Genomic DNA, 12,841 nt, shown 5'->3' on the forward strand with positions numbered 1-12,841 from the left:
GCGTGGTTCAGCAAATCAAAACAGCCCTAGTCGTTTTTTCCAGCCTGGCATTGCTGGCTTGCGGTGGTGGTGGCAGCAGCTCGGGCAGCAGTAATACTGGCGGTTCGACGGCCGTGCCCATGGCGATAGGCGTGCCGGAAGCACTGACGGTGGTTACCGGCGCACCCCTGAACTTTACCGGCCAGGCCAGCAGCACGGCCGGGGTCATCACGAATATGTACTGGCAGGTAGAGAACCTGACGCTGTCAGCCAACCCGCTGGCCTCAGTCAGCAATGCGGATTGCAAGAGCATGCAAAAAAGCAGCACGGGTACAGAAGCCAGTTGCGTCCTGCAAGTGTCACCTCCAGCCTTGTTGACAGCAGACTATACCTACAAGCTGACCCTGAATGCTGTGGATGTCAAAGGCAATACCATCAAGGCTTCCACTACCTTGCTGGTGAAACAGGAAGCATCGACTACTGCCAACCCGGTTGCCAAAGTGGGTAGCTCCCTGACTGCCAGCACAGGCGACAAGGTCACCCTGACTTGCTCAGGCAGTGGCGGCACACCGGCGGCGACTGGTGAACCTTATTCTTACCAGTGGGTAGTCAGCGACGCTGTTGGCACCACCATCAATCTGGCGACTACCGATACAGCCACGACGACATTCACAGCGCCGATAGTGGCAGTGGCTTCTGCCCTCAAATTTCAGTGCAGGGTGACGGATGACAAGCAAAAAGTGGGTACGGCTACCCAGACCGTAACGGTTACGCCGGTCGTCAAACCCACGGTCGTGCCTATCTCGTATAGTGGCGGCGTGGTCAGCGCCGGTGCCACGATTACCCTGGATGGCAGCAAATCGGTCAAATATGATGCCAATGGCAAGGTAGATACCAGCACACCGATTTTTTATTTGTGGAAACAAAAATCCGGCCCTGCAGTAGAAATCTTTAATTCAGCGTCCAGTGTTGCCAGCACGGCTTTGCCCAAGTTCATCAATAGCCGTACAGCATTTGTATTTACGCTGAATGCTTCGAATTCTTCGATTTCGCCGGGTGGATTTTCACTTGATCCGATTACGCAAATGGATGTTGTCTTCTATGTGGATCCATTACCACCGATATCCCTGGTTTCTTACACGCCTACCCAGGTCGTGGCTTCGGGCGGGGTGGTTACCTTGAAAGTTGATGCGCCTTCAAATACTGGCTCGAATATCGTGTATTACAGTTGGTCGCAGGTGGCTGGCCCTACGGTATTCATCGCGGGTGGCACGACTGGCAATGCCGGATTTGTCGCGCCTACTGTGTCCAGCGATACGGTATTGATATTCCGTGCCAGTGGCAGTTACCAGCCAATTACGGTTGCCAACCCGGCGACTGCCTCCATCGATGTGATCGTGCTGGTCCAGGCTGCACCCAAGTAACAGCGCAGTTCTCACAGAAAGCCCTGCCCGGATGAAACGGCGGGGGCTTTTTTTATGGGCTGAATTCTTACTCGCGGGCGATGATCTTGCGTCTGCCCAGTTTGCGTTGGCGTGCCAGGGTCTTGGTTGCGACAAAAATCTCACGCATGAAAAAAATGAAGCTGCCTATCAGGGAAAATACGCCAGCCACGAACAGGGAGGCAATCAGCTTTTCCAGATTCAGGTTGGTGGCGTCACCCGTAAACAAAGCCGCAATCACCAGGCAGATCAGCAAACCGCAAGAGGTGCTGAGGGTAATGGCGCGGTTGATTAAATGCGAGCGTTCGTACAGTTCGTGCAATTCTTCTTCCAGCCCGGCAGGGCTGATTGCCGGACTATTTTCACCATGCAGTAATTCTTCAACGACACGGGAACGGTCGATGATGCGGGCCAGCCGGCTGGTCAGTACTGACAGTATGGTCCCCACGCCTGTCAGCAGAAATACCGGGGCAATGGCGAGTTGGATAATGTGGCTGACATCGCCTAGTTGTAGATTAATCATGTGCAAGTCCTCAAGCTTTTTCCGAATTCTACAGGGGCAAGGGCCAGCATGCGAGAGCATGCCGCAGATTCGTCAAATTTCAGACACAGGGACAGGTCTATATTCAGGCTGATTGCACAGGCAAGGTCAGGCGTACTTCCAGCCCGCCTTCAGGCAGATTATTGAGTTGCAACTGGCCGCCATGCTGCTGGGCGATATTCTGGGCGATGGTCAGGCCCAGGCCGGTGCCGCCGGATTCGCGAGAGCGTGATGTTTCCATGCGAAAAAATGGCTCAAACACCTTGCTTTGAAATTCAGGCGGAATACCTGTGCCACCGTCGCGTATCAAGACATGAAGCACATCCTTGGCGGCATCCTTGCCTGCGACCAGGCTGACCGTGGCGTAATGGCCATATTTGACGGCATTGTCGATCAGGTTGGTCAGGCAGCGGCGCAGAGCTTGTGGCCTGGCCATGACGGTCAGGCCGGGTTTGCCTTCAAAGCTGACATTTTGCCCGGCATCAGCAGCATCGGCGCAGACACTGTCGAGCAGTGAATCCAGGTCGCACGGCTTCAGGGCTTCGTTACTATCCATGCTGCGTGCCAGATCAAGGCCCTCGCGTATCATCATTTGCATGCCTGACAAATCTTCGATGAGCTTGTCGCGCAATTCTTCGTCCCTGACCTTTTCCAGGCGCAGGCGCAGGCGGGTCAGCGGGGTTTGCAAATCATGGGTGATGGCGGCCAGCATATGGGTGCGCTGGGCAATATGCTGGCGTATGCGCGCCTGCATGGCATTGAAGGCGCGGGTCGCTAGCAAAATTTCAGTCGCCCCTTTTTCCGGCAGAGGAGGGCGGTTAATGTCTTGTCCAAGGGCAGTGGCTGCCTTGGCCATTTGTTGCAATGGCCGCATGGTCATGCGGGCGATCAGAAATGCCAGTATGGCAATGCTGGCTAAAAACAGGAACAGGTATTGCAGGAAATCGGGGCGCAAGGGCGGCGCCGGATTACGTGGTGGTAATACCGTCAGGCGCAGCGCCGTACCATCATTGAGGGTGATGCCCAGGGCTTCACACGGCAGGCGGTTGGTTTGTATGTTCTGCGGCATACGCGGACAAGACCCCGGATCCTGTGCCAGCGACATCACACGAAATGTCTTGCCCAGTCTTTCACTGACGGCAGCGGCATACTCAGAGCGCGGGGCCTGGTCGCTAGTCTCGGCCGGCAGAGTGGCTACCTTCAAGCCCAGGCGCGGTGCGGTGGCCAGGAATTTTTCGCGGTTTTCTGCGGGCAGGGCGTCCAGTGCCAGCACTAGTTGTTCGGCCCGTTCAACAGCATGTGAATCCCGGTATTGCGAGATGGTTTTTTGTCTTTCACCGAAAGCCAGTGACCAGGTCAGCACCGTCGAAGCAATCACGCCAAGCAACAGTATGGCGAATACCCTGCCCCACATCGACGACAGGATTTTCATGCGTCCTGCTCCACGGCGACAGTCACGGCCAGCACATAGCCACCATTCCTGACGGTTTTGATGATTTGCGGCGAACGTGCATCTTCGCGCAATTTTTGTCGCAAACGACTGATTTGAATATCAATCGAACGGTCAAAGGGATCAGCATCGCGGCCATGTGTCATGTTCAGTAACTGATCACGGTTCAGCACGCGGTTGGGATGTTCCAGGAAAATATTCAACATACGGAACTCTGCCCCTGAAAGCGAGACCACCATGCCATCCGGACTGATCAGGTGGCGTGCCGTCAGGTCCAGGGTCCAGCCAGCAAATTTGAGTTTTTGCAGTGCTTCGCCGGTATGCTGGTTGACATTGCTTTGCGTGCGTCGCAAGACACTGCGTATGCGTGCCAGCAATTCGCGTGGTTCAAAAGGTTTGGGCAAATAATCATCTGCCCCCATTTCCAGGCCCAGGATGCGGTCCAGCGGTTCGCCGCGGGCTGTCAGCATGATGACAGGCAAGGTAGATTTGCTGCGCAGGTTGCGGCACAGGGTCAGGCCGTCGTCGCCAGGCAGGTTCAGGTCCAGCACCACCAGATCTATCTGGTGGTTTTGCAGCGCGGCCGTCATGGCATTGCCTTCCGCGGCGGTGACGGTGCTGTAGCCATTATTATCGAGATAATCGGCCAGCAGGTTGCGGATGTCGCGGTCATCGTCAACGATGAGAATTTTATTTGGTGTGTCCATGTTCTTCATTATGAGCCTGGTCCTGGCGATAAAAATCCCGATTTTGTATCGTCTTGTTATGATAAACCTTGGAGGAAACAGTAAGTAACATACCACGCCTGCAAAATTCTGCCTGTTACACGTCGATACAATGCGAGAGCAGAGCGACATTTCATCGTTACAAGTGTGCGGCAAGATGCAAAGCATGTCTGAGGCAGTGATGCCGGGCTTGATTCAAGTCCAGAAGTCTATCAGTCAGGTTAGCACTTTACTTTGCCGGATGGGCCTGGCAAATGAGTGAGTTTGTTCTTCAGTTCAGAAAGAGAAAATCATGAAAACCTTACAAAAAAAATTCTGCATTGCTTTGGTGAGCGTCAGTCTGGGTCTCGCCGTTAGTGCAGGCAACGTTGTGGCGCAATCTTCTGCTCCACCAAGTGCATCCGCCCATGCCGGTCACGAGAAGCCACATGGTGATCCTGGCAAGTGGGCTGAAAAGATGAAAGAACGCATGGCCAAACACCAGGCGGAATTACATGACAAACTGAAAATAACGGCAGCCCAGGAACCTGCGTGGAAGACCTTTGTTGAAGCCATGAATCCCGGTACCATGCCAGCCCGTCCAGACCGCAAGGAAATGGAAAAACTGACGACGCCAGAGCGCATGGAAAAAAGCCTGGAAAAAATGAAAGAGCATCTGGCGAAAATGCAAACACGCCTGACGGCCTTGAAAACTTTTTATGCCGTGTTGACGCCTGAGCAGCAAAAGATTTTTGATGAACGCCACAAACGCATGGCATCGCATATGCGTGACCGTATGGACAAGCGCATGGGTGAGCATGGTCATGGTATGCACAAGGACGGTGAACGTCCATCCATGATGGACAAGAAGTAAATTAGCTGAAGATCAGCTTAGCCAGGCAAGCAAAGCTTGCCTGAGCTGGGCGCCTATTTTCTGAGATTGATCCAGCTGATCAGATTTTCTTCCAGCATGGGGCGGCCTATATAAAAGCCCTGGCCCTCATGACAACCCATGGCTGCCAGTGTCTTCCAGTGGATTTCATGCTCGACACCTTCGGCGATGACTTGCAGGCCCAGTTTTTTACCTAGTTGTGTAATCAGTTCTGCAATGCGCGGTCCCTCAGGTGTATCGATCTGATTGACAAAGGCACGGTCTATTTTCAGCCTGTCTACCGGTAACTTGTCGAGATAACTGAGGGAAGAAAAACCGGTACCGAAGTCATCAATCGCGATCTTCACACCCAGCTCTTTCAACTTTGCCAGTCGCGTTTCAAACAGGGCGGCACTGCTCATGGTGACTGACTCGGTGATTTCCAGCTCCAGGTGCGCTGGCAGCAAACCGGTATCCCGCAAAGCCTGTTCAACGATATCGATAAAATCATCCTGGCGGAATTGCACCACCGAGACATTCACCCCCATTCGCTGCGGGGCGATACCAGCTTTTTGCAATCTGACCATCATGAAACATGCAGTACGCAATACCCAGGCACCGAGGCTGATGATGAGGCCGGAATATTCTGCCAGCGGGATGAAATCGTTCGGCGGTATCAGCACGCCATCATCATTGCGCCAGCGTATCAGGGCTTCGAGGCCGGTGAACTTGCCGGTTTCCAGATCGATTTGCGGCTGGTACATGAGGAACAGGCGTTCAGCATCAAAGGCCTTGTGCAAGTGCTGCATCAGGGTGGCGCGTTCGCGTATTTCTATACCCATCGAGCGGGTAAATAAGGTACAGCTGCCGCGCTGATGTATCTTGGTACGCTTCAGGGCGATGCTGGCATCTTTCAGGGGTTCGGCACCTTCGCCCTCATAACCTTCCAGAGCCACCATCCCTATCGACATGGAAACTGCATGGGCAGTTTCTTCTATGGTGAATGGTTCGACAAACAAGAGTCGCAAAGTGTCCGGTTCGAGTAGCTCCCGACTGCCCAGCAAGCCGAAGACGTCGCCAGAAATACGCGCCAGGAAGATCGGTTCGCCCAGTTTTTCGCGCAATCTGTCAGCCACTGCCTTGAGTATCAGGTCACCATAGTGGTGACCGAGCACGTCATTGATTTCTGCAAAGTCATCGATATCGATGAGGGCCACCATTTGCCCCGGTAACTGAGCTTGCAGCGTGCTGCTGATCTGCTCTATGAACTTCAGGCGGTTAGGCAGCTTTAATAACTGGTCGCGGTAAGCATGGTTCTTGAGCTGGTTGACCAGGCCCAGATTATCGAGGCAGACACCGAGATTGGAGCAAAATACTTCCAGCAGATTCTGGTTGATTTCTGATAATGAGAAGGGCAAGTCTATGTAGGCTGCCAGAGGGCGATTGCCGCGCCCGGAAAAATACAGTGTCATGCTGTGCTCGGTGAACAGGGGTTCATGTTTGGTCAGCACATGTCTCAGGGCATCGCGTATCCTGCTGTTGTGGATATTGTCGATAGGGCAATTCATCAGGCTGCTGTAATGTCCGGCAGAAGCGATGACATTGAATATCTGGGGCCTGTCTTCATCTGCTTCATCAAGTTCACCCTGGGCGCATAACAAGCCTTCTGGCGGTACGCCACACAAGGCGGCTATTTGAGTGATGACGCCACTGGCAAAGGACTGTATCCCATGTTCAAAACTGAAGGCCGCGCTGGAACTGATGATCTGATGCAGGCCACGACGGCTGGCGTCGATAGTGCGTATTTGCTCATACGAACGTATGGCAGCGGTCAGCGAAGTCAGCAGTTTTTTGCGCGTCAGCTCATTCTTGGTTTTATAGTCATTGATGTCGTAGTCGCGTATGGCTTCTTCTTCTGGTGCATAGCCAGGTTGGCCAGTGCGCAGGATGATGCGGGTGTCGGTCCAGCCCAACTCATCACGGATATAGCTGACCAGCTCCAGTCCTGCATGTTCGGTCTCCATGACCACGTCGAGCAATACTACGGCGATATCGCTTTCGGTGGCGAAGACCTTGCGGGTTTCATCTTTGGAGTAAGTGTGGATAAATTCCAGCGGGCGATTCAGTATTTGCACATATTGCAGCGCAAAGCAGGTGGTGCGGTGCACATCTTCGTCATCATCGACGATGGCGATTTTCCAGCTGCGTACACCTTGTTGAGTGATGGAATCCCCTTCCACATCCTCAATCAGGAACAGCTCATCATCGTCTTGTTCGTCAGACATGCATTCTCCGAATAGAAAAGCCTGCTCAGTGATGTGACAAGTATAGTTTAAGTTTTGACCCCGGTTGTGGCGAGTTGCTCAAAGATAATGTGACTTTAAGTGAAATGGGTTTGGTTTAAAACTGACAAGTTCCTTGCACGCGAAGTTGTCACGCAAATCGACGTGCTGCATCCAGGCCCAGACCCGCACCTATGCTGCCAAACAAATCGCCTTCGACCTTGGTGGCGGTCGGGACTATGCTGGAGATTTGCTGCCGCAGACCGCGAACGCCGCTGGAGCCGCCAGTGAAAAACACGGTGTCGACTTGCTCAGGTTTGATATTTGCCATGTTCAGTACGGTTTTGACAGTGTCACCGATACTGCTGGTTAAATGGGCGATGGATGTTTGCAAACCTTCCTGATCCAGCGCCAGGTGGCAGGCTGCTGTTGGCTGCTTGCTACGCAAACGCTCCAGTGGCAAGTCTATGGTTTGTTGATCTGATAATAATATCTTGGCTTCTTCCGACTTGATAGCCAGCCAGTGACCATCGCGTTCTTCTACCAGTTTCAGCAGGCGTTCAAACCGCAGGCGCAATTCCGGGGTATTGATATCGCGGTACACTTCTTGCAATTCGCGCCAGACTTTCTGGGTATAAGTCAGATTAATCGTGTGCCAGGTCGCGAGGTTGAAATAATAACTGGATGGCACGTCGATCTGGCTACCCAGACGGCCACCCAAACCCAGCAAAGGCATGACATGGTTCAAACTCAGGTATTTATCAAAGTCGGTGCCACCGATATGCACACCGCCATTTCCAAGGATATCGTCTTTCCTGTCTATCCTGTGGGCACGCTCGGGTGCCAGCCTGACCAGTGAGAAATCTGAAGTACCGCCGCCTATGTCGGCAATCAGCACCAGCTCTTCTTTGCTGATGCGTGATTCATAATCAAAGGCGGCAGCGATGGGCTCATACTGGAATTGCACTTCCTTGTAACCGGCGGCGCGGGCGATTTGTTCCAGGGTGTCTTGTGCCAGCTTGTCGGCCTTGCTGTCATCATCGATAAAATGCACAGGGCGACCCATGACAGCCTGGCTGAAATGCGTACCCGCCGACTTTTCGGCGCGCAATTTGAGTTCCCGGATAAACTGCGCCAGTAATTGGCGGAAAGCTACGGCCTTGCCCTGTACTTCAGTCTGGCCATCCATCAGGCTGGTACCCAGCAAGCTTTTCATGGAACGCATCAAACGGCCTTCATAGCCAGCCAGATAATTGCTTAGCGCGGCACGGCCATAAGTGACTTGATCATCTTCGACATCGAAAAACACCACCGATGGCAATGTGACTTTGCCATCTTCCAGCGCCAAAAGCGCAGGCTGCCCCGGCTGGTGCCAGCCTACGGTTGAATTCGAGGTGCCAAAATCTACTCCACAAGCGTGCAACATGAAAATCCTGATAAAAACGGCTAAGCCAGCAGCCTTGTTGTTGAGCTGCTGTTAACAATCAAAAAGCGATGAAAAAGCAATGAAAAAACGAGATCTTAAGATGTCAGTCAGGACGCATTCGCATCCGAACTATCGAGTCTGACCACCAGTAATTGATCAATGCGGTAATGATCAATATCGACGACTTCAAACTTATAAGCACCCAGCATGACAAAATCCGTGCGTTTGGGTATCTTTTTCAGCATGGTCATCATGAAACCGGCAATGGTCTCATAGCTTCCCTGCTCAGGCAAGCCATCTATGTCAAGCGCGCGGCAGACATCCTCGATTGTTGTTGCACCGTCAATCAACCAGGAATTGGCATCACGCTGGACGATCTGGTCTTCCAGGAAAGGATGAACAAGATTACCCATCAAGGTACTCAACACGTCATTGAGGGTAATCACACCGACGACCAGCGCATATTCATTGAAGATCACGGCAAAATCTTCGCGTGTGCCCTTGAATTGCTCCAGCATTTCGGACAGGGTCAGCGAGTCAGGCACGGCCAGTGCCGTGCGTATCGATAATTCCTGCACCTTGGTGAAAGCCTGGTTGGTCAGCACGCGCTTCAAAATATCCTTGGATTCGACATAGCCAACAACATTGTCGATATTGCCATCACAGACCAGAAACTTGGTATGCGGGTGCTCGGCAATCTTCTGGCGTATCACCACATCGCTGTCTTGCAGGGTGAAATAAACGATGCTGTCGCGCTGTGACATGGCTGATGGTACGGTGCGGCTTTCCAGTTCAAACACATTGCCTATCATGTGATGCTCGCTTTGCAGCACTACCCCGGCTTCAGCTCCCGCATCAAACATGGCATAAATTTCATCTGAAGTGATTTGTTCATTACGTGTCGTCGGCAAATTAAACAGCCGCAAGATCAGGTTGGCCAGGCCATTGAATACCCAGACCAGAGGTTTGAACAGGCGTACGCACAAGAGTATGGGACTGACTACCAGCATCGCCACGGTTTCTGGCGAAATCATGGCGATCTTCTTGGGCATCAGGTCCGCGAACAAAATAAAAATCGACGTCACGAACAAAAAGGATGTGACAAAGCTGACGGTCTCCACCCAGCTGGTCATACCAAACACCGCCACCAGGGCTTTCTGTATGTAAGGCGTCAAAGCCTGTTCACCGAGGATACCACCAAGTATGGCCACCGCATTCAGGGCGATCTGCACGACGGTGAAAAAATGCCCAGGCTCTTGTTGCAGCGCCAGCACTTTGCCCGCACGTTGCTCGCCCTCCGCATACAGTATCTGCAATTTAACCTTGCGCGCAGCCGCCAGCGATATTTCTGACATGGAAAAGAATGCACTGATGGCGACCAGCAAGGCAATGATAAGAAAATGATCAAACAAAGCCATATTGCCTCCTCTACAAATCTATCTTGCGGTAATCATATACTATTGTGCTTTGTCAATTTTGCTTAAAGGTCGTCATCCATGACAAGTTCTGAACAGACGGATGCCGTCAAACCGCTGCCCACCAATGTGCGTTTTGTCCTGATCACGGTGTTTCTGGACATCCTGGGCATAGGCCTCATCATCCCGGTATTGCCGCGGCTGGTGGCCAGTTATACCTTGCAGGCAGATAGCCAGGCTTACTGGTATGGTGCAATTGTCGCCATCTATGGCGTCATGCAATTTATCTTTGCACCGATGATAGGCGCACTCAGTGACCGTTATGGCCGCCGCCCGGTCTTATTGATATGTGTATTTGGTCTGGGCTTGAATTTCCTCTTGCTGACTCAGGTCACGACTATTTACTGGATGCTGCTGGTGCGCGCCCTGGGAGGTATCACGGCGGGTAATCTGTCAGTCGCGAATGCTTATATCGCCGATGTCTCCAGCCCGGAAAATCGCGCCAAAGCCCTGGGCAAGATAGGTGCCATGTTTGGCCTGGGTTTTATTTGTGGCCCTGTCATAGGCGGCATGCTGGGTGAAATGCATATCCATTACCCGTTTTATCTGGCCGCTGCCGTGGCGCTGGGAAATGTGGTGTATGGTTATTTCACGCTGCCAGAATCACTGCCTGCCGATCATCGCAAGGCTTTTCATATTTCTGCTGCCAATCCCTTTGCCGGTCTTAGTGGCCTCGCGCATTTACGGGGCGTAGGTGCGCTGGTCTGGGTGTATGCACTGACCATGTTTGCCCAATTCACCTTGCAAACCACCTGGGTGTTATCAACAGAATTGCGCTTTGGCTGGACCCCCATGCAAAATGGTTTTTCTCTGTTCATGGTTGGTGTATCCAGCGTACTCATGCAGGGTGTTTTTCTGGGGCGTTATATCAAGCGGGTAGGGGATGCCAATGCAGTCTTGATCGGCCTTGCCTCTTCTACTATTGCGCTGAGCATGTATGGGCTGGCAAACCAGGGCTGGATGATGTACGTGCTGATCCTGTGTAATGTACTGGCCTTTGCCGCCGGACCTGCCTTGCAAGGCTTTTTTTCGCGTGCCGTCGATGCGCGTTCGCAAGGACTGGCCATGGGGTCGTTGACGGCACTGGCCAGTATCATGAGCGTGTTTGCCACCCTGATCGGCACTTCCATCGTCGGGCAAGTCAGTCATTTTTCCAAGGGCAGTGTCTGGCTGGGCGCACCTTTCTTTTTGGCCGCGAGCGTGCAATTAATGGCATTGACTTTGGCACTGCGTCACTTGAAAAAAAGTAGCTGAAGTTTGCAGGAATAAAAAAAGCGGACTTGAAAGTCCGCCTTTTTTTATCCTAATTTTAAGCAGTTTAGTGACGTACAGCGGTATGCATGGATGCAGTATCCAATAAGAGTTCAGGATCTTCTGCTTCTTCCGTGGTTTCATTGTTCAGGCGTTTTTGCATCTTGACGACATCCACGTCATTGCCCCATTTGGCCACCACGACCGTGGCGACGCCATTGCCGATCAGGTTGGTCAGGGCACGTGCTTCGGACATGAAGCGGTCTATACCGAGTATCAGAGCCAGGCCAGCGACAGGTACGCCACCCACTGCAGACAGGGTAGCTGCCAGCACGATGAAACCGCTGCCGGTGATGCCTGCTGCACCCTTGGATGTCAGCAATAAAACACCCAGCAAAGTGATTTGCTGCATCATTGTCATCGGTGTATCCGTGGCCTGGGCGATGAATACCGCAGCCATGGTCAGGTAGATGGATGTGCCATCCAGATTAAAGGAGTAACCTGTAGGGATCACCAGGCCAACCACGGATTTTTTCACACCCAGGTTTTCCAGCTTGGCCATCATGCGTGGCAACACTGATTCTGATGAAGACGTGCCAAGTACGATGAGCAATTCTTCCTTGATGTATTTGATGAATTTCCAGATACTGAAACCATGTACCCTGGCAATCGCACCCAGCACCACGAAGATGAAAATCAGGCAGGTCGCGTAGAAAGTCGCCATCAGGAAACCGAGTTGCACCAGTGAGCCAACACCGTACTTACCTATCGTGAAAGCCATCGCACCAAAGGCACCTATGGGAGCAACTTTCATGATGTAACCGATGATGACAAACAAGACGTGGGAAAATTTTTCGACCAGATCAAATACCATCGTGCCGCGTCCGCCAAAACGATGCAGGGCGAAGCCAAAAAATACCGAGATCAGCAAGACTTGCAGTATCTCACCCTTGGCAAAAGCATCGGTGAACGTAGTAGGAATAATCGCCATCAGGAACTCTGTCGTGGTCTGCATTTTTCCAGGTGCGGCGAATGCGGCGATGCTCTTGGTATCCAGTGTTTGCACATCGATATGCATACCAGCACCAGGTTGCACAATATTGACAATGACGAGACCGATGATCAGTGCCAGCGTGCTGACAACTTCAAAATACAGTAATGCCATGCCACCGGTTTTGCCAACTTTTTTCATGTCTTCCATACCGGCGATGCCAACGACTACAGTACAGAAAATAATCGGCGCGATCATCATCTTGATGAGCTTGATGAAGCCATCGCCGAGAGGCTTCATGGCGGTGCCAGATTCAGGGTAAAAATGGCCAAGAAACACGCCCAGTGCAATGGCGGTGATGACTTGAAAATACAGGGATTTGTAGAAGGCTTGAGCTTTCATCCTTGGTCTCCATGGGATGGTATAAAG

General features: G+C 52.4%; 10 protein-coding genes. 3 read left to right on the plus strand and 7 right to left on the minus strand.

What is annotated here, in order from left to right; translation table 11 throughout:
• The first annotated feature begins 2 nt into the window (after positions 1-2).
• On the plus strand, positions 3-1,403 hold the full coding sequence (locus H8L47_RS15360; protein ID WP_186954466.1) for a PKD domain-containing protein: 1,401 nt from the start codon (positions 3-5) through the stop codon (positions 1,401-1,403).
• Positions 1,404-1,470: 67 nt separating this feature from the next.
• On the opposite strand, the gene H8L47_RS15365 is transcribed toward H8L47_RS15360, so the two are convergent.
• From H8L47_RS15365 to H8L47_RS15375, 3 genes are all read right to left on the minus strand, one after another.
• A complete protein-coding gene (locus H8L47_RS15365; protein WP_186954518.1) occupies positions 1,471-1,941 on the minus strand; it encodes a DUF2721 domain-containing protein in 471 nt (156 codons plus the stop codon).
• Between the two features lie 106 nt (positions 1,942-2,047).
• The gene (locus tag H8L47_RS15370) at positions 2,048-3,394 is read right to left on the minus strand and encodes an ATP-binding protein (protein WP_186954467.1); all 1,347 of its coding nucleotides are present in this window, start codon (positions 3,392-3,394) and stop codon (positions 2,048-2,050) included.
• A complete protein-coding gene (locus H8L47_RS15375; RefSeq protein WP_186954519.1) occupies positions 3,391-4,119 on the minus strand; it encodes a response regulator in 729 nt (242 codons plus the stop codon). The genes H8L47_RS15370 and H8L47_RS15375 overlap by 4 nt, the downstream gene beginning before the upstream one ends.
• Before the next feature lie 310 nt (positions 4,120-4,429).
• Between H8L47_RS15375 and H8L47_RS15380 the strand changes: the two genes are divergently transcribed.
• Positions 4,430-4,990 carry a Spy/CpxP family protein refolding chaperone gene (locus H8L47_RS15380; RefSeq protein WP_186954468.1) on the plus strand — a complete coding sequence of 187 codons (561 nt, stop codon included), beginning with the start codon at positions 4,430-4,432 and terminating at the stop codon, positions 4,988-4,990.
• 53 nt (positions 4,991-5,043) lie between these two features.
• Here H8L47_RS15380 and H8L47_RS15385 read toward each other — a convergent pair whose 3' ends face one another.
• The 3 genes from H8L47_RS15385 to H8L47_RS15395 all read right to left on the minus strand — a co-directional run bounded on the left by H8L47_RS15385 (position 5,044) and on the right by H8L47_RS15395 (position 10,113).
• Entirely contained in the window at positions 5,044-7,272 is a 2,229-nt protein-coding gene (locus H8L47_RS15385) for a bifunctional diguanylate cyclase/phosphodiesterase (protein WP_186954469.1), read from the minus strand.
• 148 nt (positions 7,273-7,420) lie between these two features.
• Positions 7,421-8,695, minus strand: coding sequence for an Hsp70 family protein (locus H8L47_RS15390; protein ID WP_186954470.1), 1,275 nt, complete (start codon positions 8,693-8,695; stop codon positions 7,421-7,423).
• Between the two features lie 107 nt (positions 8,696-8,802).
• Positions 8,803-10,113 (minus strand): hemolysin family protein, encoded by a 1,311-nt coding sequence (locus tag H8L47_RS15395; RefSeq protein ID WP_222616555.1) that lies wholly within the window; start codon positions 10,111-10,113, stop codon positions 8,803-8,805.
• A 78-nt stretch (positions 10,114-10,191) separates the two neighbouring features.
• Here H8L47_RS15395 and H8L47_RS15400 point away from each other — a divergent pair, with 78 nt between their 5' ends.
• Positions 10,192-11,424 (plus strand): TCR/Tet family MFS transporter, encoded by a 1,233-nt coding sequence (locus H8L47_RS15400; protein ID WP_186954471.1) that lies wholly within the window; start codon positions 10,192-10,194, stop codon positions 11,422-11,424.
• 64 nt (positions 11,425-11,488) lie between these two features.
• Here H8L47_RS15400 and H8L47_RS15405 read toward each other — a convergent pair whose 3' ends face one another.
• Positions 11,489-12,814 (minus strand): dicarboxylate/amino acid:cation symporter, encoded by a 1,326-nt coding sequence (locus H8L47_RS15405; RefSeq protein ID WP_186954472.1) that lies wholly within the window; start codon positions 12,812-12,814, stop codon positions 11,489-11,491.
• Positions 12,815-12,841 lie beyond the last annotated feature (27 nt).

Origin of the sequence: Undibacterium umbellatum (assembly GCF_014284125.1) — a bacterium.
Lineage (GTDB): Bacteria > Pseudomonadota > Gammaproteobacteria > Burkholderiales > Burkholderiaceae_D > Undibacterium > Undibacterium umbellatum.

Bases quoted from the DNA above. Each gene is read 5' to 3' on its own strand.
- H8L47_RS15370 (WP_186954467.1), bottom strand. From the start codon at position 3,394: ATGAAAATCCTGTCGTCGATGTGGGGCAGGGTATTCGCCATACTGTTG.
- H8L47_RS15375 (WP_186954519.1), bottom strand. From the start codon at position 4,119: ATGGACACACCAAATAAAATTCTCATCGTTGACGATGACCGCGACATC.
- H8L47_RS15380 (WP_186954468.1), top strand. From the start codon at position 4,430: ATGAAAACCTTACAAAAAAAATTCTGCATTGCTTTGGTGAGCGTCAGT.
- H8L47_RS15385 (WP_186954469.1), bottom strand. From the start codon at position 7,272: ATGTCTGACGAACAAGACGATGATGAGCTGTTCCTGATTGAGGATGTG.
- H8L47_RS15390 (WP_186954470.1), bottom strand. From the start codon at position 8,695: ATGTTGCACGCTTGTGGAGTAGATTTTGGCACCTCGAATTCAACCGTA.
- H8L47_RS15395 (WP_222616555.1), bottom strand. From the start codon at position 10,113: ATGGCTTTGTTTGATCATTTTCTTATCATTGCCTTGCTGGTCGCCATC.
- H8L47_RS15400 (WP_186954471.1), top strand. From the start codon at position 10,192: ATGACAAGTTCTGAACAGACGGATGCCGTCAAACCGCTGCCCACCAAT.
- H8L47_RS15405 (WP_186954472.1), bottom strand. From the start codon at position 12,814: ATGAAAGCTCAAGCCTTCTACAAATCCCTGTATTTTCAAGTCATCACC.